The sequence below is a fragment of the Streptomyces bambusae genome (assembly GCF_019400985.1).
GTDB lineage: Bacteria > Actinomycetota > Actinomycetes > Streptomycetales > Streptomycetaceae > Streptomyces > Streptomyces bambusae_A.
On the sequence record NZ_WTFF01000134.1, the window covers coordinates 1 to 19703 of the forward strand.

The window sequence follows — 19703 nt, forward strand, 5'->3', positions numbered from 1 at the left end:
GGGTGGCGGTCGCAGCCTGCCCGCGCGCGGCGGCGATCCGGGCGCGCAGGCCGTCGAGGTCCGCCGACTCGGCGCGCGGTCGGGCCGGCTGTGCCCGGTGCGCCTCCAGTTCGGCGAGGGTGCCGCGGGCGGTACGCCAGTCGCCGAGGTCCAGCCGGATGCGGGCGGTGTCCAGCAGGGCGGTACGCAGCAGCGCCGTGGCGCCCAGGTCCCGCGCGACGGCGGCGGCCCGCTCCAGGCTCAGGAGTGCCTCCTCCGGGCGGCCGGTCAGGTCGGCGACGGCCGCGGTGAAGATCGGCAGGAAGGCGTCGGCCTCGGCGTAGCCGAGCCGCTTCGCGAGGTGCTCCGCCTCCGCGAGGCAGGCCAGGGCCCCGTCCCGGTCGTCGTCGAGGGCCAGCAGCACCGCCAGTGGGCAGTTGAGCGTCAGCCGGACGGCCCGGCGGCCGGCCCCCTGGTCGGCGAGGAGCTCACGGCAGCGGGCCACCGCGTCCGCGACCGGTTGGGGGCCGCGCCAGAGCGAGACCCCCGTCGCGCCGAGGGCCGCGGCCCGCTCCGGCTCGGCGTCGGCGCGTACCGCGTGGTCCAGCGCACGGGCGAGCAGACGCTCCGCCGCCCGGTGCCGGCCTTGTTCCTGGGCGCGCTGGGCGAGCCGCAGGCAGGCCCAGGCCTGGCCGAGGTCGTCGCCGGCCGCCGCGAAGACCGGCAAAGTGGCGTCGGCGGCCTCGCCCGGTGACTCGTCCGGTCCCGGTGACTCGTCCGGTCCTGGTGACTCGTTCGGTCCCGCGGACCGGCCGGCCGAGGCCAGGGCGAGGCGGGCGTGCGCGGTCTCCACCGCGTCGCCGCCGCCGGCCCGGGCCTCGGCCAGCACCTCTTCGAGCAGCGCTCTGCCTTCCGTGCCGCGCCCCAGGTCCAGCAGCGTCTGGCCGAGCCGGCGGCGGGTCGCCGTACTTCCCGGCTCGCCCGCCGCGTACCGGGCCGTGGCCCTGGACAGCACGTCGGCCGCCCACACGGGGTCGGCGTGGGCCAGCGCCAGCCGCCCGGCCTCGGCGAGTGCGTCGGCGGCGCCCCGGCGCAGCCCGTCGGTGTGCGCGTCCTGGGCGCCCAGCTCGACCCGGTAGCGGTACGCCTGTTCCAGATGGCCCCCGACCGCCGCGCTGCCCCGCTGACGGACCGAGTCCAGTCGGGCCGCCCGTTCGTGCCGGTCGGCCCGGTCCTGCTTGGACTGGCCGGCGTAGACGACCTCCTGGATCAGCCCTCCGGCGAAGCGGAACGCCCCGCCCTCCGGCCTGATCAGGCGGTGCCGGACCAGCCGGTGCAGCAGGGGTCGAAGCTCGCACCCGGTCCACTCCGGCGCGGGATCTCCGGCGAGCGCCGTCAGTTCGTCGGCGGTGAAGTCGCCGCCCAGGACGGAGGCCAGGCCCAGGGCCCGGTGCTCGGGCGGGTCGAGCGCGTCGATCCGGGCGCCGATCAGGGCCTGGAGCGGGAGCGGGACGCTGTCCGCACCGACGGGGTCACCCGCGACCAGCAACTGCTCCAGGTGCAGCGGGTTTCCGCCCACCCGTGCCAGGACCCCAGGGCCGAGCGGCTCGTCGTGCGCCGTGCCCCCGGTCAGCTCGGCCGCGAGGAGCTGTGCCTCGGCGTCGGAGAGCCCGCCGAGCGGTACGGCGTCCAGGGCGAGCTCGGGTCGTACGTCGAACAGTGGGGGGCGGGTGAGCAGAACGATCAGGACGGCGGCGTCGGTGAGGGCACGCAGCAGCCGGTCGAGGCTGTCGAAGAGCGGCTGCGCGGCCCAGTGACAGTCGTCGATCACCAGCACCACGGGCTCCGCTGCGGAGAGGCCTGCGAGGACCTTGGCGAGTGCGGCGCAGGTGTCCGCCGACGACGGATTGGGCGTCCCGTCCAGGAGCAGGCCCTGGTGGAGCAGGTCCAGTTCGGGCGAGGGTACGGCCGTGCCGCCGGCCGCCCTCAGCAGGTCGGCCACGGCGTCGGCGAGCGGTCCGAGGCTGGGCTGTTCGCCACGGGCCCGACAGCGCCCGACGCCGTGCCGTGGGCCGCCGGCCGTGGCGGTGGCGGTGGCGGTGGCCGTGGCCCTGTGGAGCCACTCCCGTACGAGTCTGGTCTTGCCCTGGCCCGCCTCCCCGCCGACCACCAGGCGAGCGGCCCTGCGGGTCCGGGCCACCCGCTCCAACGCCTCGTCCATCAGGGCGAGTTCGCGGGTCCGGCCGATGAAGGCGAGGTCGAAGCGGCGCAGCGCCTCCGGGCCCTCCTCCTCGTCCAGGCCGAGTAGGCGGTGCGCAGCCACCTTGTCGCTCTTGCCCTTGAGCAGCAGCGGGCCGGTCTCCGTCGTCCGGACGCCCGGCCCGGCGGCCGCCAGGGTGTCCGGTCCCATGAGGATCTCCCCGGCGGCGGCGTTCTGCTCCAGGCGCGCGGCGACGTTGACCACCTCGCCGGAGACCATCGCCTGCCGCAGGGTTGCCGAACCCGTCACCGCCGTACCGGTGTTGAGACCGATGCGCATCTCCAGCCGCACGCCGACGCCCTGCTCCAGCCGGACGTTGAGCCCGGCGAGCGCCTCCTGCATGGCCACGGCGGCGGCGACCGCCCGGCGGGCGTCGTCCTCCCGCACGGTGGGCACGCCGAAGACGGCCATCACGGCGTCCCCGATGAACTTCTCCACGGTGCCGCCCTGCTCCTCGATCCGCAGCCTCATCAGGTCGAACCAGCGGAGCGTCACCGAGCGCAGGGTCTCCGCGTCCAGTGCTCCGGAGAGCGCTGTGGAGCCCACCAGGTCGCAGAAGAGGACGGTCACCACCTTGCGGCCGGTCGGCTTGGCCGTGACCGGGCCGGGGGCGCACGGGCTGCCGCAGAAGGGGCAGAACCGGGCGCCGGGCGGCAGTGCGCTCCGGCACGAGGTGCACGGCATGGATTCCTCCGGTGGACAGGGGACGGCGGGGCGGCGGGGCGGGCGGCCGGCCGGGGTCAGAAGAGGGCGCCGCCCGCCACGTCGGCATGGGCCTGCACCTCGGGAGCCGCGGCGTCGAGCCGCCCCCTGATGTCGACGAGCAGGGCCAGTTCCTCCGGGGCCAGTGCGCGCAGGACCTCGTACTGCTCCTCGCTGAGGGCGTCGAGGTCGAACCCCGCGGCGGTCAGCGCCTCCAGGGTGGGCTCGGACGGGGTGTCGCCGGACGAGGTGTCGTCGTACGGCGTGGTGTGCTCGGTCACGGGTGTCCTCCGGGGTCGGCGGCGAGGGAGAGGAAGAGCCGGGTGAGCAGGTTCGCCGTGTGCAGCGCGCTGACGGAGACGGCGGTCTGCCGGTCCGGGGGCGGTGCGAGTTCGTCGAGCACCCGGTGAAGGTCGTCGAGGTGGCCGCCGTCGAGCTCGGCGTGTTCCCTGAGGGTGCGGAACGCGCCGTCGGGGAGCCCGGTGGCCTCGGCGAGGCGGTCGGCGAGCCGGGGTCCGGGGGCGTTGCCCTCCAGGACCGCGATGTATCCGAGCAGCGTGACGGGGTGCTCGTGCTCGATCCGGTAGTACTGCGCCCCGGCGAGTTCGACGACGACGGGGTGCGGCACGGCGGCCGGCCCGGCGCCGGCGGCGGCGAGGTCCATGAGCAGCCAGGTGTCGTGGTCGCGTTCTTCCTCGGCGTGGCGGGTGTAGTACGCCGCGAGGTGCCGCGCGGCCGGGTCGTCCAGCTCGGCGCACCGCTCGGCGGCCCGCTCCAGCAGCGGCACCGAGGCCCGTACGAGCGGATGCATGGCGGCCAGGTAGCGCAGGTACCGCTGCCGCAGTCCGTCCGGCCGCCACAGGGCGGCGGTCGCGGCCCTCAGGACGGTGGTGGTGGGCATGAGCTTGGTCCTGAGCGCGAGGGATGCGGTGGCGGTCATCGGCGGCTCTCCTCCGCTGCGGGAAGCGACTCGACCAGGTGCGCGTAGCGGGCGCAGCCCATGCGGCTCACCAGGGCGGCGGGGCCGGCGGCGAGCTGCTGCTCCGTGCTGAGCCGGTCGAGGATCTCGCCGACCCGGCCGCCGGCGTCGCGGGCCGCGCCCGCGAGGACGTCGGGGCGGTCGGCGAGTACGTGGCAGCTGCGGCAGTAGCCGGCCGGGGCGGGCGAGGTCCCGTAGCGGGCGTGCAGCCGCTGGGGGCCGACGGCGCGCAGCATCCGCAGCACCGGGGAGCCGAGGGAGCGTTCGCGGACGGCCGGCCAGTCGTCGTCGGCGATGTGTCCGAGCCGCAGGTGCGGGGGAACGGGGCGGCGGTCGACCGTCCACTGGTTGCAGCAGGCGGCCACGGTCCCGTCGTAGGCGACCACCGGCCAGGCCGCGAGGGTGCAGGGCGTCGCCCGGGAGCCGTCCGGTCCGGGCGGTGTCGCCCGGACGAGGCCCGCGGCGCGGCCGAGCGGCCGGACCTCGTTGACGAGCAGGGGCACCCGGCCGGCGAAGACGCGGCGGATGTCCGCGACGGCGTCCGCCAGGTACGGGTCTTCGGGCCCGGTGCCGGTGAGGTGGACGCTGACCGGGATCCCGGCGTCGAGCACGGCCCGCAGGGCGCGCAGCACCTGCGCGCGGGGGACCTCGCGCTCGTGGTGGACGTCCAGGCTCGCCGAGAAGTGGTCGAGGGCCGTGATCGCCCGCATGATCCGGTCCGGGATGCGTCCGTCGCGGGCGAAGAACATTCCGCTGAGCAGTGCCGTGCGGGAGCCCGCGGCGCGGGCGAGACCGGCCAGGCGGGCGGCCAGTTCCGGCAGCAGCAGCGGTTCGCCGCCGGTCAGCATGACCACCTCGGGGCGGTCCTGCCCGCCGAACGAACCGATGAAGCGCAGCAGGTGTTCCGGATCGGGTTGCTCGGCGGCCGCCATGGAGGAGTTGGTGGAGCAGTGTGCGCAGCTCATGGGGCAGCGGCGGGTGAGCGCCACCAGCAGGCCGCCGCAGGGCACCGGCCGCAGGCCGATGAGCTCCGCGAGCTCCACGTCTCGTCCTCCGTAGCTCGTACCGCGCGCTCGGGTCGCGCGCGGGCATGGCCCGGATCGTGCCCGCGCGCGGCTGGCTTCCGGTTCACGAACGCCTGGTGATCGGTTCATCCGCAGGTCAGCGCGGTCGGACGGCGGGGCGGGGCGGGGTGTGCGGCGAGGTTTGCGGGCCGTACCCCGTACGTGTGCTCGGCATATACCGGCGTCGAACCGGTGGCCAGGCGTTCCCGTACCCGGGGTCCGTAATTTTCTTCTCAGCCGGCGGAACGACGCCGACGAGACAAAGGAGAAGAACATGAGCGAGAACATCACCCCCGAGGTCGAGAACGAGGACATCGAGGTCGTCGCCCACCGCGAGGACGAAGAGGCCGAGGCCGGCTCCTGCATCATCAACCACTCCCACGAGATGTGACGACTCCTCATCTCGTCTGAGGACCGCGCGGGCCACCCGGCTCTCGGCAGCTTCTGCCCGGAGCCGGGGGCCCGCGGCCACCTGGCATCCGCCACACCGTAGGGAGCGGCACACCATGAACATCCTTCTCTGTCCGCTCAGTGACGGCGGCTACCTCTACCCGGCGATCGCGGCCGGCCGGGAACTCCGGCGCCGGGGCCATCACGTCAGTGTGCTGGGCCGGTCCACCGCAGCGCCCGTCGCCGCCGATGCCGGACTGCCGTTCGCGGCGGCCGAGGACTTCGGCGGCCACCGGGCGTTCTCCGCCACGTGGTGGGGGCCGCACGGCGCGGCGCAGTACCGGGCGACCGTACGCGCGGCCCGGGAGACCGGGGCCGACCTGCTGGTCACCTCCGTACTCTGCAACGGCGCCCTGCTCGCCGCCGAGACACTGGACATCCCGGTCGTGGTGGTCGGGCTCGCGGCGCACCTGTGGGACTACCGGGCCGGCGGCGACGACGAGCCGCACCTGGGCCGGACCCGGCAGAGCCGGACCGAGGGCTGCCTCGGGATCTACACCGACCTCCGGGCGGAGGCCGGTCTGGCGGGGCGTGCCTCCCGGTGGGGGGACGAACCGCTGCTGGGCGACGCGCTGCTGCTGCGCGGGGATCCGGAGCTGGAGTATCCGGGTGCGCAACTGCCCGAGCGGGTCCGGCACGTGGGACCGCTGTCCTGGGAACCGACGCCCGACCCGGCGGAGGCCGAGGCGATCGGGGATCACCTGTCGCGCTCCGACAAGCCCGTCGTCTACGTCCATCTCGGCCGCTTCTTCGAGGGCAGGACCCTGTGGCCGCGGCTCAACGAGGCCTTCACCGGCGGCCGGTTCCAGGCCGTGGTCGAACAGGGCCGCTCGACCGACCCGCAGCCCGCCCCGGATGCCGACATCCTGCTGGTCCGCAAGCGCTGGATGGGACCGCTCGTCGACCGCGCCGACCTCGTACTGAGCAGCGGCACCTCCGCGCCCGTGCTGGCCGCGCTCCTTCGCGGCCGGCCCCTCGCGCTGTCCCCCAACGGCTCCGAGCAGCCGCTGCTCACCGGCGCCTGCCTGCGGGCCGGAGTGGCCGTGCACTTCCCGAACGACCCGTCCGTGGCGGCTTCGGCGCTGCTGGAGTCCGCGTGGCGGGACGACGGTCTGCGGGCCCGCGCCCACGTACTCGGCAGCCGGCTGGCCGCGATCGACAGCGCGGCACGCGCGGCCGACGTCGTCGAGCGGGTGGCCGGGGCGTCCGCCGCTCCCTCGGCCGGGGCCACCCCCGCCTTTCCGTCCGAGGCGTCCACCGCCCCCTCGGCCGAGGCGCCCGTTTCCGCAAAGGAGAACGATGAGTACGCGATCAGCAGGCCTCGATGAGGCCGTGACCAGCCTGTCGGCGGGCGCGCGGCGGTGGACAGAGCGGCACGCGGCCTACCTCGACTCCCCGGCCGCGCACGCCGAACTGCCGGTGGTCCCGCGCGCGAAGGCGCTCCTGCAGCTCGCGATGCTCCGCCGCTACTGGGAGAAGTGCGCCCCCGCGGACCCGGCCCTGGCCGAGGTGACCCGGGTGGTCGAACAGGTCTGGCGGCGCCCCGACTTCACCTCGCTCCTCACCCTCGACGGCCGGCGCGCACGACAGTTCCAGCTCATCTACGCGGCGCTGGCACCGGCCGGGTCCGCCACCGGCACGCCCCGCGCCCTGCTGGCCGGGCTGGCGGCCGACAACCACCTGACGCCGGGCCGGAAGCCGCCGTTCCTGCATCTGGAAGCCAGGTTCTACGCCGATCTCGCGGGCGTCGAGCACGAGTTCGCCTCGTACGAGGAGCTGTACGAGGCGAGTCCGCTCCCGCGCGCCGCCACGCTGCCCGTGGCCGATCTGGACGGCTGCCAGGTCGCGCACACCCTCTTCTACCTCAGCGACTTCGGCCTGCGCGATCTCCCGCTTCCCGCGGAGGAACGGGGGCGGGCGCTGCGCGTGGTGGAACGACTGACCGACCATTGCGTGGCACTCGGCGACTGGGACGTCGTGGCGAAGCTGCTGCTCGCCCAGTACTGCCTGGGCGCGGATCCGACGCGTACCCCCTCCGGCGCGGCCGGCCTGCGGATGCTCGCCGCGGCCCAGGCCCCTGACGGCGCCATCCCCGGACGCTCTGCCGCCGGGCGGGTCCCGGCGGACGCCACGCCCGTGGAGTACTTCCGGAAGTCCTACAAAGTGACCCTCGTCGTGGCCCTGATGACGCTTGTCGTCACCAGCGGCCGGACCTACGAGCCTGCCCTGACTGCGGCAACGGCCAAGCGGGAGACCCTGTGAGCATCGACCAAGCGGTGAATATCGGCCTGCCCGTGAACATCAGCCCCGCCGCGAGCTCGGGACCGGCGGTGCCGGCCACCGGGACCGCCGAACCCCTGCCCCACGGCGCCCGCCTCCTGAAGGGCGAGCGGAACTGGTGGTTCCTGGGCCCGGGCGGGGTGGCCCGGCTCCGCGACCGGCACGTCACCGCCGACGGGGCCCTGCACGCCGATGCGGAACGGCGGCTGCACGAGAGCGGCATGTTCACCCCCGGCACGATCCGCTCCTACGCACTGACCGTCCTCACCAGCACCCACTGCAACCTGGGCTGCGGGTACTGCTTCCAGAACACCGCCCAGGACCAGTCGGGCGGCAGCCGGCCGCCCCGGATCGCCCAGACCCGCCTCACCTCGGAGACCATCACCGAGATCCTGGGCTTCACCGAGCGGCAGATGGCCGCCGCCGGCCTGGACAAGCTGAGGATCCTGCTCTTCGGCGGGGAGCCCCTGCTCAACCCGCGCGGCTGCCTCGAACTCCTGGAGCGGGCGGCGGAGATCGCGCCGACCTCGGCCTGGATGATCTCCAACGCCACGCTGCTCACCCCGTCCCTGGCCCGCCGGCTCTCCGACCTGGGGCTGACCTCCGTCCAGGTCACCTTCGACGGCGACCGCGCCGACCACGACCGGATCCGGATCGGCCGGGCGGACGGCGGCGCCACCTTCGACAAGATCGTCGGCAATATCGCCAAGGCCTCCGAGGCCGCCCCGCTCCAGTGGACGCTGCGCGTGAACGTCTCCCAGGAGACCTTCCACGGCGTGGACGCCCTGGTCGACCGGCTGGCCGGCGCGCTCGACCCCGCCCGGTGCACGCTGTACTTCGCCCGGATCGGCGACGTGGGCGTCGGCTACAACAACAGTCTGCTGCACACGGGCGAGCTCCCGGCCGCCTTCGCCCGGTGGCAGCGCCGGGCGCTCGACCTCGGCTTCAACGTGAGCCGCCCCGGCGCCGACAAGTCCTGCGCCACCTGCGGTCACACCGACGGCCGGTACGGCGCGGTGGTGAGCGCGGACGGCACCCTGGCCAGCTGCTGGGAGACCGCGGGCAAGCCCGACTGGGAGGTCGGCACGGTCGCCGACGGCTACCGTCCGGGCGAGGAGACCCGCGACCGCTGGATCGCCTGCCAGGACCTCTACCGCTACGACGAGGACGTGCGGACGCTCGCGAGGTTCCGCGACTCCGTCGACACGGCCCTGCTCGACCACCTGCAAGAGACGGGGCGCCTGTAGTCATGTCCGCATCCCTGGACCGGCTCTCCGCCGGCGCGCTCGGCTGGCTGGGCGGGAACCTGGACCACTTCGACCCGTTCTCGGCGGGCGCCCCGTCGGCGCCCCTCGGAAGGGCGAAGGCGGCGCTGGAACTGGCGCTGCTCTGCCACTGCGCGGCCCGCCTGCCCGACCCCCCGGAGGCGCTGGGCGAGGCGGGGGCCCTGGTCCGCAAGCTCTGGCAGGGCCCGGACCTTCCACGGCTGTTCGCCGACATCCCGAAGTACGGGTCCACGTACGGGTTGACCTACGCCGCCCTGGCCCCCGACGCGATCGACGACACCCAGGTCCGGGCAACACTCGCAGGACTCGACGCCGAGTTCCTCTCGCCGCAGGGGAAATCTGCCTTCCAGCGCATCGAGATCCGCCACTACGCGGACAAGGCCGGCGTCCGCCACACCATCGAACCGTACGCCGAACTCCTGCCGGACAGCCCGCTCGTCGCGCTCCGCGCCGCCGAGCCGGGTGACCCGGCGTCGCAGGGCGGGGCGCCGCTCACCGATCCGCAGGCGTACGCCGTGACGCACACCGCCTTCTACCTCGGCGACTTCGGCCGGACCGCCCCCGGGCTGGACGGGAGCGCCCTGGCGCACGCCCGGGACCTGGTCGACCGGTTGCTGGTCCACTGCGTCGAACACGACCGGTGGGACCTGGCCGCGGAGCTGGTCCTCACCCAGTACGTCCTGGGGAGCGAGCCGCTGGACACGCCGTCGGGAGCCGCGGCCGTGGAATGCCTGGTGCGGGCCCAGCGGCCCGACGGGGCGATCCCCGGGCGGTCGGCGGCGCTCCGGGCGGACCCGGCGGCCCCGGGCGGGGAGTTCTTCCGCATGGCATACCACACGACCCTGGTCACCGCCCTCATGGCGCTGGTCGTCTCGTCGCCGAGGCCCTCATGAGGCCGCGGCTGACCCTGATCAACCGCGACTACACCCGGCTCTGGTTCGGCCAGGCCGTCTCGTCCGTCGGGGACGCCGTCTTCAGCACGACGCTGGTGCTGTGGGTGGCCACCGTGCTGGCCAAGGACGAGTCGTGGGCGCCGCTGGCGGTCAGCGGCATCGTGCTGGCGTCGAGCGCCGCCGTGCTGGTCCTCGGTCCGCTCGCCGGCGTGTTCGTCGACCGCTGGGACAAGCGCGCCACGATGCTGCGCTCCGAGGTGCTCCGCGGCGGGCTGGTGGCCGTACTGACGGCCCTCACCTTCCTGCCGGCCGGCGCCCTCCCGACCGGTGTCTGGCTCGCCCTCATCTACGCGACCGTGCTCCTGCTCCACGCGGCCGGCCAGTTCTTCTCCCCGGCGCGCTTCGCGGTCCTGGCGGACCTGGTGACCGGGGATGCCGACCGCGCCCGGGCCGCCGGCATCGGGCAGGCGACCGGTGAGACGGCCTGGATCATCGGGCCGCCCCTCGCCGCACCGCTGCTGTTCACCGCCGGGCTGCAGTGGGCCCTGCTCTTCAACGGCCTGTCGTACGCGGTGTCCTACGTCGCCATCCGCTCCATCGGCGTACCCGGGCCCGGCACGGGCTCCGCCGGACCGGGCGGCGCGCGGCAGCGCGCCGGGCGACAAGGGGCCGGACTGCGACGGGAGTTCACGGACGGACTGCGGTTCTTCGCGGGCAGCAGGTTCCTGGTGACGCTGCTCCTGCTCTCCGTCATCGGCCAGTTCGGCGTCGGGGCACTGGGCACCCTCAACGTCTTCTTCGCCACCGACAACCTCCACGCGGACGCCCACCTCTACGGATACCTCGGCATGGCCATGGGTGTGGGTGGCATCACGGGAGCGCTGGCCGCGGGCCGGGCCGTGCAGTGGCTCGGGGCGCGACGGACCACCTGGATCGCCCTGCTGGTGAGCGGTGTGCTGCTGGTCGCCTACTCCCGGCAGACCGGCTTCCCGGGCGGTGTCGCCCTGCTGTTCGTGTTCACCGTTCCGCTCACCATGCTCAACACCGCGATGTCACCCCTGCTGCTCGCGGCGGCGCCCGCGGACTACCGGGGCCGGGTGATGGCCGTGTTCTACCCGGTGACGAGGCTGGCGTCGATGCTCTCCGCGGCCCTGTCCGGCTGGCTCGCCGGATCCGTGCTGCGGGACGCCGGGGGCTCGCTCGGCGGGGTCCGGTTCGGCCCCGTCGACACGGTCATCGCCGCCTCGGGGCTGATCGTCCTCCTGGCCGGCTTCTTCGCGATGGCCGCCCTGCCCGGGGCGGAAGGCGCCGAGGAGGTGCCCGGGAAGGGCCCCGAGAAGGCCACCGGAAGTTCCGGCGAGGACATGGCCGTGCCACCCGGTGGCCACCCGCCCGCGCCGCACCACGTTTCCCGACCGAAGACCCGTCCGTCCGCGCATGGACCGCGCGGCGGACTCCCTACACGAACGAGGACGGACATGCCTGAGACCGAGAAGACGAACCTCGAGTCGGACCAGCGGGAGGACGTCGAGGTCGTCGCCCATCACGACGAAGAGGAACCTGCCGGCTGCTGCCTCGTCAACCACTCCAGCGAACTCTGACCCACCGACGGATGAGAGAGCAGCACATGACCCTGCCGCTCCGCCGCTACCCGCACGCGGAGCGGCAGGACGTCTTCGAGGAACTGCACGGTCTGCACGTACCCGACCCGTACCGCCATCTGGAGGACGCCGAGTCCCCGGCGACGCTCCGCTGGGGCGCGGAGCAGGACGCGCTCTACGAGGCGGAACGGACGTCCTGGGCGGACCTGGAGCGCTGGCAGGAGGAGGTGGCGGCGTTCGACGCCGTGGACCGCGCCCGGGCGCCCGAGGTCCGCGGCGGCAGGGTCTTCCGGCTTCGGCAGGACCCCGGTCAGGAGCACCCCGTCCTCACGGTGGCCGAGGCCGGGGCGGCGGACACGACGGAGCGGGTGCTGCTGGACCCCAGCGCCCTCGACCCGTCCGGCCGCACCGTGCTCGACGCCTGGGAGCCCTCCGTGGAGGGCGATCTGCTGGCCTTCCAGGTGTCCCGGAACGGCACGGAGGACTCGCTGCTCCGGGTGCTCGACGTGGCCACCGGGAAGGTCGTCGACGGTCCGGTGGACCGGGTGCGGAGGTCGTCGATCGGCTGGCTGCCCGGCGGTGAGGCGTTCTACTACGTCAGGAACCTCGACCCCCGGCTGCACCCCGGCGAGGGGCGCTACCACCGCCGGGTGTGCCTGCACCGGGTCGGCACGGACCCCGGGACGGACGCCGTGGTCTTCGGTGAGGGGCGGGACAGGACCCAGTTCTACAGCGTCTCCGTGACCGCCGACGGCCGCTGGCTCGGCGTCACGGCCACGCTCGGCACCGGCCGCGGCACCGATCTCTACCTGGCCGACCTGTCGGCGGGGCCGCTGGAGCGCCCGGAGCTGCGGCCCGTCCAGGAGGGCATGGACGCCGCCACCCGGCTGTACGCGGTGCCCGGCACCGGTCCGCGGGACCTGGTGTGGCTGCGCACCGATCGCGATGCCGCGCGCGGACGCGTGGTCGCGTGCCGGCCGGCCGAACTGCACCTGGGCCCGGGCGCCTGGCGCGAGGTGGTCCCCGAACGACCCGACGCGGTGCTGACCCACCTCGTCGTGCTGTCGGGTCCGGAGCTCAAGCACCCGCTCGGCCTGGCCGCCTGGACCCGGGACACGGTGGCCGAGGTGACCGTGCACGACCTCGTCGAGGGCCGGCAGATCGGTACGGTCCCGCTGCCCGGCATCGGCGCGGTCGGCGACTTCTCGGCCGGGTCGCCCGGCGGCCACGAGGCCTACTTCGCGTACACCGACTTCGTCACACCGCCGCGGGTGCTCCGCTTCGACGCCCGGACGGGTCGTGCGACGCGCTGGGAGCGCGACGCCGCGGACGCCGCGGAGGCCCCGGGCGTCGGCGGCGCGGTCACCCGCCAGGTGGCCTTCCCCTCGCGGGACGGCACGACGGTGCGCATGTTCGTGATCTCCCCCGCCGGCCGTCCGGACGTGCCGCGCCCCGCGCTGCTCACCGGCTACGGCGGCTTCGGCAAGACGATGTCGCCCCGGTACCGCGCCCAGGTCCTCGCCTGGGTCAGGGCCGGCGGAGTGTTCGCCTGGGCGGGTCTGCGCGGCGGCGGCGAGGAGGGCGAGGCCTGGCACCTGGCGGGCAGCGGGCGGAACAAGCAGAACACCTTCGACGACTTCGCCGCGGCCGGCGACCGTCTGATCGCGGAGGGCTGGACCGAGCCGGGCCGCCTCGCGATCATGGGCGGCTCGAACGGCGGGCTGCTGGTGGGCGCCGCCCTCACCCAGCAGCCGGGGAAGTACGCCGCCGTGGTGTGCACGGCCCCCCTGCTGGACATGGTCCGCTACGAACTGTCCGGCCTCGGGCCCAGCTGGACGCCCGAGTACGGCAGCGCGCAGGACCCCGCCCTGCTGCCGACGCTGTTCGGCTACTCCCCCTATCACCGGGTCACGCCCGGGACCGCCTACCCGGCGGTGCTGCTGGTCGCCGCGGACGGCGACACCCGGACCGATCCGCTGCACGCCCGCAAGATGTGCGCTGCGCTCCAGCACGCCTCTTCCGGCGCCGGTCCGGTGCTGCTGCGGCTGGAGCGCGGCGTCGGCCACGGCGACCGGTCCGCGTCCCGCGCGGTGGCCCTGCAGGCCGAGTGCCTCGCCTTCCTGGCGCAACAGGTGGGGCTCCCGGCCCCGGAACGTCCCGGTCCGGCGACCCCGTGACACGCCGGCTCCGGCCGCCCGGCGGGGGCGGCCGGAGCCGGCCCGGGAACAGCGGTCCCTGGTGCCGTAGCCGAACGGTCGAGACGGCGGCAGCCGATCGGCACCGCTCAGCCCGAGGTCGGCACGGGGGTCCCGAGACCCGAGCCGCGGGCGTACAGCCGTATCAGGTGCGGCAGTTCGTACTGCGCCGCGTGCGCGGTGACCTCGCCGCAGGGCGACGTCACCATTCCGGCGTCGATGAGCGACTCCACCACCCGTACGGCGTGCCGCTCGTCGCAACCGAGGGCCTCGGCCGCCTCGGTCAGGCCGAAGGGACCCTCCCCGGTGCCCGCGGCCAGCCGTCCCGCGACCCGGCCCCACTCCTCCGGCAGCGCCTCCCATCCGTGCGCCAGCCACCGCCGGACGGACACGTCCCCGGAGGTCAGTTCGTCCAGCGCCCCTGCGGGGTCGGTGAGCCGGTCCGCGAACTCCCGCAGCGGCACGTGGCGGAGCACCGCGAGCCGCATCCCGCTCACCCGGACCGCCAGCGGCGACCCGCCGCAGGCGCGCACGATGCGCAGTGCGGCCTCCCGGTCGGCCCGCACCCGGCCCTGGCCGACGAGACCCGCGAGCAGTTGCACCGACTCGGCGGTGCCGAGCGGCGGGACGGAGACCCGGTGCACGGGCGCCAGACCGCCCAGCTGACCGCGCGCGGTGAGCAGCACCCTGCCCCGCCCACCGCAGGGGAGCAGTGGTCGTACGGCGCGTTCGTCGGGCACGTCGTCCAGGATCACCAGCACGCGGTGCTCCGCCAGCCACTCCCGCCACGCCTCGGGCCCGGACAGCTCGGCCCGGCCGATCCGTTCACCGAGCTCCGCGAGCACCGTCGACAGCGAGCGGGTACGACCGTCCGCGTCACGCAGGGATACGCAGAGCCGCCCGTCGGCGAACCGGTCGCCGAGCAGGTGGGCGGCCCGCACCGCGAGGGTGGTCTTGCCGGCCCCGGCGGGGCCGGACAGCAGCACGATGTGGCCGGCGCTGTCGTCCTCCAGGAGGTCGGTGAGGTGGCGCAGTTCCTCGCCGTGTCCGGTGAAGTCGACGAGGTCGGGCGGCAGAGCGGCCGGCGGCCGCGCAGCCGGCGGCCGGGCGGCCGCGCCCGCCCCCGCCCGGTCGTCGCCCGCAAGGATCGTCCGGTAACGGGCCGCCATGGCGCCACCCGGCTCCAGGCCCAGTTCCCGGGCGAGGAGCTGCCGGTAGTCGTCGTACGCCGCGAGCGCCTCGGCCTGTCGGCCGGACCCGCTCAGCGCGCACATCCAGGCGGACCGGAGCCGTTCCCGGAGCGGGTGCCGCTCCACCAGGTCACGCAGCCCCTCGACCACCGCCGGCGCACCGCCCAGCTCCAGCTCCGCCTCCGCCCAGCTCTCGTAGGCCGTCAGATGGCGCAGCTCCAGCCGCTCGGCCTCCTCGGCCAGCCGGGGCGACTGCCGCAGATCGTCGCCCAGCGGCGGCCCCTGCCACAGGTCGAGGGCCTGGCGCAGCAGTCGGGCCGCCGGGCGGGGTCCCTGCCCCTCGGCGGCCCGTACCAGGGAACGGAACCGCAGGAGGTCGAGCTCGTCCTCCGCGACGCGCAGCACATATCCGCCACCCGTGTGGGTGAGCCGCGGCCGGTCCTCCCGGTCGTCGTCCGCGAGCAGCGCGCGCAGGGCGCTCACGTACACCTGGAGGTTCTTGCGGGCGGTGCGCGGGGGGTCCTCCTGCCAGACCGCGTCGGTCAACGCGTCGACGGACACCGGGCTGTTGGCGGAGCCGAGCAGGGTCGCCAGCACGACCCGCTGCTTCAACGGGCCGAGGGGCAGCACCCGGTCGTCCCGGTGGACCGTGAGCGGGCCGAGGACGGAGAACCTGAGCGTGCCGGATGGCGCTGCGGGCTGCGCGAACGAACGCGGCATCGAGCGAACCTCCATGGGGTGCGAGGAGTTGGTCGGTCCCCTCGATGATCGGCGGCCCCGTACCCGTCACACATCGGTGCCGGGCCCGCAGAGTCGCGCCGCCCGTGACCGTGTCATGGGGGACCGGACCCCCATACAGGGGAACGAGCCCCCACATTGACGGGAGGGTCCCCCATCCCGCTGCCGACGACGCCGTGGCTAGGGCGTCGCCGCGCACTCCGCCGACAGGGCGCACAGTGCCGAGCGGTCCGCGGCGCCGGTCTTGATCATCAGGCTCGCCATGTGCTTCTCCACCGTCCGGGGCGAGATGCACAGGCTCTGGGCGATCTGCTGGTTGCCGGGCCGCTCCGCGAGCAGCACGAACACCTCGTACTCGCGCGGCGTGACGCCCGCGGTGCGCAGGCCCGCCGGGATCCGCTCCCGGCCGCCGCGGCGCTGCGGGACGCTGATCCCCGCCTGCCGCAGGACGGCCCGGCAGGCCCCGGCCACCGGCGTCACGCCCGCCTCGTGGAAGTACTCCTCGGCGGTCCGCAGCCAGGCGACCGGCTCGCCCCAGGAATCGGCGAGCGCCGCCTCGGCGGTCAGCCGCAGGGCGAGGTGCCACGCCTGCGGGAACACCGTCGCCGCACGGCCTGCCTGCTCCACGGCCCGCCGCGCACCCTCCGCGTCGCCGTCCCGGCCGCGCAGCACCGCGTCCGCCATGCCGAGGAACATCCGGTTCCAGGCCAGCTGCCCGCCCGGCGAGGCCAGCGCCTCCCGGTACGCCTCCCGGCCGGCGTCCTCGCCGTCGAGGATCCGCAGCAGGGGGCCGAGTCCGTACCGGCCGCTGAGGTAGAAGAAGCTCGGGTGCTCCTGCTCCCACGCCAGCGCCGCGGCGAGCTCGGCCTTCGCCCGTTCCCGGTCCTCCCCCATCAGCGCACCCACGGCCTGGCACAGTCCGCGCTGCAGGGGCACGAGCATGGACTCCTCGCCGCCCGCCCGGCGGAACCGGAGCATGGCTCGTTCCTGCTCCCGGGCCCGCCCCTGGTGGGCGGCGAGCGTGGCGTCGACGAGGAGCAGGTAGCGGTGCGTCGACAGGTTCTGGAGCCGGGCGCTGGCCTCCACCGACCGCTCGACGATCTCCCGGGCCCGGTCCCAGCGCCCGCCCAGCACGCTCTGCATGGCGAGGAACCCGTCGACGGCCTGGAGCAGGGCCAGCGAACCGAGTTCGTGGGCCGCCGTGTGGGCGGTCTCCAGCCGGGTCGCCTCACCGGTCCGCATGAACGCGTTGGTGCCGAGCCGCACCAGTGCCTCGGCCCGGTACACCGCGAGCCGGTGCTGCTCGGCGACAGCCAGCATCCGTTCCAGGCAGGCGTCGGCCTCGTCGAACCCGCGCTCGCGGGACAGCATGGCCAGCAGCTGCCACGCCTGGCAGGCCACCACGGGCCGGCCGCGCTGCTCCGCGGTGAGCGCGGCGGACCGGGCGGAACGTACCGCCTCTTCCAGTCGCTCGCGGCCGTCCTCGCCGCCCCGGCCCACCGGGCCGGGACCCTCGCCCCGGTCGTCCTGCTCCGGCAGCAGCGCGAGATGGCCCTCGACCACCGCGAGCGCCGCTTCCTGCTCCGGGCGCGGGGTGCCCCCGAGAAGGGCGCGGGCCGCCCGGACCCGGCGGCGCGCCTCCTCCTGCTGCTCCGCCATGGTTGCGACCCACGCGACCTGCGTGTGCGCCTGGGCCCGTTCCTCGGCGGCACGCGACCCGGCGGGCGCCGGCGGAAGATCGTCGAGCAGCGCGGCCGCCTCGTCGAGCCGCCCGGACTCGGCCTGGGCAATGGCCAGTTGTACGGTGACCTCGTCCCGCTCCTCGTCGGCCGCGAGTCCCCGGGCCCGCTCCAGCAGCACGGCGGCCGAGCCGGACGCCCCGGCGTCCAGCATCTGCCGGCCGACCTGGGCGAACTGCCGGGACGCCGCCACCTTGTCGCCCGCCGCCAGTCGCAGGGTGGCCAACAACTGGCGCTGGTCACCGGAAAGTTCGGCCGTCGACTCCTCGATGGCCGAGGCCGCGCGCCGGGCCAGCGCGGCCTGCTCGGCGGGCGGCAGCGAGGCCCTGAGCGCGTCCGCCGTCAGGGCGTGCCGGAAGGTGTAGTGGTCGTGGGCGGCCCCGTCCGGGGCGATGATCCCCACCTCGGAGGCCGACCGGAGGTGGGCGAACAGCGCCCGGTCGTCGAGTCCGGTCACCGCCCTGAGAGCCCCGACGGAGAACCGGCCGCCGAGCGTCGCCGCGACGAGCAGCAGTTCGCGCACCGGTTCGTCGAGCCGGTCCAGCCGGCGCGCCCAGCTGCGGACCGCGCCCGTCGGTACCGTCGCCTCGCCGTGCTCCGCGAGCTGCCACCCGCCGTCTGCCCTGCTCAGCCGCCCCGTGTCCAGCAGGTCGGCCAGCAGCACCTCCACCAGGTACGGGTTCCCGCCCGCCCACTGCGAGAGGTGCCGGTGCGCGGCCGGGGGCACCTCACCCGGTCCGACGTCCAGGCACGCGGCCGCCATGTCCCGTACGGCGGCCTCGTCGAGCGGCCCCAGCTCCCGCAACGCGGCGGTGTTGCGCAGCTCGGCGGCGAGCGCGAGGTCCAGCGCCGGGCCGGGGTCGGGCCGGAGCGTGCCGACCAGGAGGACCGGCAGCTCCGCCACGTTGTCGACGACGTACTCGACGACCGCGATCGTCTCGGTGTCGGAGTCGTGCAGGTCCTCCAGCAGGATCACGCAGCCGCGCTCGCGGCCGAGCACCGCCAGCAACCTGAGCAGCGCCTCGGCCAGTTCGACCAGCGAGATCGCGTATCCGGGCGCCACCGTCCCGGCCCGCCACTCGGGCACGAGGCCGGCCAAGGCGGGCCGGTAGGGCTGGAGTTCCGGGTCGTCCGGAGCGCCCGCCGCCCGGAACCGCGAGGACAGCGCCTCGACCAGCGGCCGGAAGGGCACGACGAGCCCGGTGGAGGTGGCGCGGCCGCGCAGCACCGGCATGTCCCGGTCGTACGCGCGCAGGGCGGACTCGCCGGCCAGCCGGGACTTGCCGATCCCCGCCTCGCCGACGAGGAACACCGCCCGTCCGGCACCCTTCCTGACGCTCTCCAGGGCCTCGTCCAGCAGCCGGATCTCGGCGTCCCGCCCCACGATGACCGACGACGTCGCTCGCATGGGCGCAGGCTACTTGATCTTGTTCGGGCACGGCAAAGGGCCGGGGAACCCCCCCGGCCTCCGCCCGATCTGTCAAGTGCCGTCCCGGACACGTCGCCGGGCGACGTGTCCGTCCTCCCCCTCAGAACCAGTGGGAACCGGTGGTCCAGCCCGTGAGGGCGCAGGCGTCGGAGTCCGTGGTCCTGAGCAGCTGGCTGCGCAGCCCCAGCAGCCCGCCCGCCCCGAGCATCACCTCGCCCACCGGGTGGTCGTGGGCCGCGGTCTCCGCGCCGACGCCGCCGTCGACGTACGTCACCGAGTCGTTGATCTGCATGGTCCTCATCCGTCCTTCGTATCCGCAGGAGTGGTGGTCGTGCTGAGCTGTGTGATGGTGCGTGGTGCGACAGGTCCGGTCGTGCGGTCGGGGTGCTCCGTTGGGCGCACCCGGACGGCGGCCGCAGGCGATGCCGGGTGGGCGGTCCGGCGGCGGGCACCGGGGCCCGTCCTCCGGATCGGCCCTCAGGCCGTCTGCAGGAGGAGCAGGGACGGCACGCGCTCCGGGAACCCCGCCCGGAGGAGTCCATGCCCGATCCCCGCCAGCCCGGTCAGCAGGCCGGGGTGCGCGACCCCGTCCGGGGCACCGCTGCGGGCACCGGTCTCCTCGACGGACGCGAGGAGTGCTCCGGCCCGACGGATCCAGTGCGGGCGTACCTCCGGGACGGCGCTGTGGCCCAGGAGTTCGCACAGTCCGGCCTCGCCGTGGCACAGGCTGTCGTCGGCGGCCTGCCTGTCCCGGCCCAGCCCTTCGACGGTCCGGCGGGACCAGGCCGCGAGGTGCGGGTCGGCCAGGGCGCCCGGCGCGTCCAGCACCGCGAGCGCGATGCCTGCGCGCCCCCGGCACCAGGACACGCAAAAACCATGCCACGGGGCGGGCCACGGCGCACGCCCCCTCCTTGTGCG

At 74.9% G+C, this 19703-nt stretch carries 14 protein-coding genes; 6 read left to right on the forward strand and 8 right to left on the reverse strand.

The window, feature by feature from the left end; all coding sequences use genetic code 11:
* The 4 genes from GPJ59_RS37610 to GPJ59_RS19365 form a co-directional block, all read right to left on the reverse strand.
* A partial coding sequence (locus GPJ59_RS37610; RefSeq protein WP_258024622.1) for an adenylate/guanylate cyclase domain-containing protein occupies positions 1-2923 on the reverse strand: 2923 nt, incomplete at its 3' end.
* Between the two features lie 56 nt (positions 2924-2979).
* Positions 2980-3222, reverse strand: coding sequence for an aroma-sacti cluster domain-containing protein (locus tag GPJ59_RS19355; protein ID WP_374200869.1), 243 nt, complete (start codon positions 3220-3222; stop codon positions 2980-2982).
* Positions 3219-3881 carry a hypothetical protein gene (locus GPJ59_RS19360; protein ID WP_219668462.1) on the reverse strand — a complete coding sequence of 221 codons (663 nt, stop codon included), beginning with the start codon at positions 3879-3881 and terminating at the stop codon, positions 3219-3221. The genes GPJ59_RS19355 and GPJ59_RS19360 overlap by 4 nt, the downstream gene beginning before the upstream one ends.
* On the reverse strand, positions 3878-4963 hold the full coding sequence (locus tag GPJ59_RS19365) for a radical SAM protein (protein WP_219668463.1): 1086 nt from the start codon (positions 4961-4963) through the stop codon (positions 3878-3880). The genes GPJ59_RS19360 and GPJ59_RS19365 overlap by 4 nt, the downstream gene beginning before the upstream one ends.
* Positions 4964-5490: 527 nt before the next feature.
* Here GPJ59_RS19365 and GPJ59_RS19370 point away from each other — a divergent pair.
* Genes GPJ59_RS19370 through GPJ59_RS19395 form a run of 6 tightly spaced genes read left to right on the forward strand, consistent with a single transcriptional unit; the run spans position 5491 to position 13671 of the window.
* Positions 5491-6762, forward strand: a complete 1272-nt coding sequence (locus GPJ59_RS19370) for a glycosyltransferase (protein WP_219668464.1) — start codon at positions 5491-5493, stop codon at positions 6760-6762.
* Positions 6734-7696: a DUF6895 family protein gene (locus GPJ59_RS19375; RefSeq protein ID WP_219668465.1), complete on the forward strand. Its 963-nt coding sequence runs from the start codon at positions 6734-6736 to the stop codon at positions 7694-7696. Before GPJ59_RS19370 ends, GPJ59_RS19375 begins: the two co-directional genes overlap by 29 nt.
* Before the next feature lie 38 nt (positions 7697-7734).
* On the forward strand, positions 7735-8961 hold the full coding sequence (locus GPJ59_RS19380) for a radical SAM protein (RefSeq protein WP_219668470.1): 1227 nt from the start codon (positions 7735-7737) through the stop codon (positions 8959-8961).
* A gap of 2 nt (positions 8962-8963) precedes the next feature.
* Entirely contained in the window at positions 8964-9893 is a 930-nt protein-coding gene (locus GPJ59_RS19385) for a DUF6895 family protein (protein WP_219668466.1), read from the forward strand.
* Positions 9890-11494, forward strand: a complete 1605-nt coding sequence (locus tag GPJ59_RS19390) for an MFS transporter (protein ID WP_258024623.1) — start codon at positions 9890-9892, stop codon at positions 11492-11494. Before GPJ59_RS19385 ends, GPJ59_RS19390 begins: the two co-directional genes overlap by 4 nt.
* A gap of 11 nt (positions 11495-11505) precedes the next feature.
* Positions 11506-13671 carry a prolyl oligopeptidase family serine peptidase gene (locus tag GPJ59_RS19395; protein ID WP_258024624.1) on the forward strand — a complete coding sequence of 722 codons (2166 nt, stop codon included), beginning with the start codon at positions 11506-11508 and terminating at the stop codon, positions 13669-13671.
* A gap of 107 nt (positions 13672-13778) precedes the next feature.
* On the opposite strand, the gene GPJ59_RS19400 is transcribed toward GPJ59_RS19395, so the two are convergent.
* The 4 genes from GPJ59_RS19400 to GPJ59_RS19415 all read right to left on the reverse strand — a co-directional run bounded on the left by GPJ59_RS19400 (position 13779) and on the right by GPJ59_RS19415 (position 19652).
* Positions 13779-15599: an AfsR/SARP family transcriptional regulator gene (locus GPJ59_RS19400; protein WP_219668467.1), complete on the reverse strand. Its 1821-nt coding sequence runs from the start codon at positions 15597-15599 to the stop codon at positions 13779-13781.
* Between the two features lie 198 nt (positions 15600-15797).
* On the reverse strand, positions 15798-18764 hold the full coding sequence (locus tag GPJ59_RS19405; protein ID WP_219668468.1) for a helix-turn-helix transcriptional regulator: 2967 nt from the start codon (positions 18762-18764) through the stop codon (positions 15798-15800).
* 121 nt (positions 18765-18885) lie between these two features.
* Positions 18886-19086, reverse strand: coding sequence for a hypothetical protein (locus tag GPJ59_RS19410; protein ID WP_258024625.1), 201 nt, complete (start codon positions 19084-19086; stop codon positions 18886-18888).
* 176 nt (positions 19087-19262) lie between these two features.
* Positions 19263-19652, reverse strand: coding sequence for a lanthionine synthetase LanC family protein (locus GPJ59_RS19415; RefSeq protein ID WP_374200870.1), 390 nt, complete (start codon positions 19650-19652; stop codon positions 19263-19265).
* Positions 19653-19703 lie beyond the last annotated feature (51 nt).

Excerpts from the sequence above, each read along its gene's own strand:
- GPJ59_RS19375 (WP_219668465.1), top strand. The coding sequence starts at position 6,734 with ATGAGTACGCGATCAGCAGGCCTCGATGAGGCCGTGACCAGCCTGTCG.
- GPJ59_RS19390 (WP_258024623.1), top strand. The coding sequence starts at position 9,890 with ATGAGGCCGCGGCTGACCCTGATCAACCGCGACTACACCCGGCTCTGG.
- GPJ59_RS19370 (WP_219668464.1), top strand. The coding sequence starts at position 5,491 with ATGAACATCCTTCTCTGTCCGCTCAGTGACGGCGGCTACCTCTACCCG.
- GPJ59_RS19405 (WP_219668468.1), bottom strand. The coding sequence starts at position 18,764 with ATGCGAGCGACGTCGTCGGTCATCGTGGGGCGGGACGCCGAGATCCGG.
- GPJ59_RS19410 (WP_258024625.1), bottom strand. The coding sequence starts at position 19,086 with ATGAGGACCATGCAGATCAACGACTCGGTGACGTACGTCGACGGCGGC.
- GPJ59_RS19395 (WP_258024624.1), top strand. The coding sequence starts at position 11,506 with ATGAGAGAGCAGCACATGACCCTGCCGCTCCGCCGCTACCCGCACGCG.
- GPJ59_RS19400 (WP_219668467.1), bottom strand. The coding sequence starts at position 15,599 with ATGCCGCGTTCGTTCGCGCAGCCCGCAGCGCCATCCGGCACGCTCAGG.
- GPJ59_RS19385 (WP_219668466.1), top strand. The coding sequence starts at position 8,964 with ATGTCCGCATCCCTGGACCGGCTCTCCGCCGGCGCGCTCGGCTGGCTG.
- GPJ59_RS19360 (WP_219668462.1), bottom strand. The coding sequence starts at position 3,881 with ATGACCGCCACCGCATCCCTCGCGCTCAGGACCAAGCTCATGCCCACC.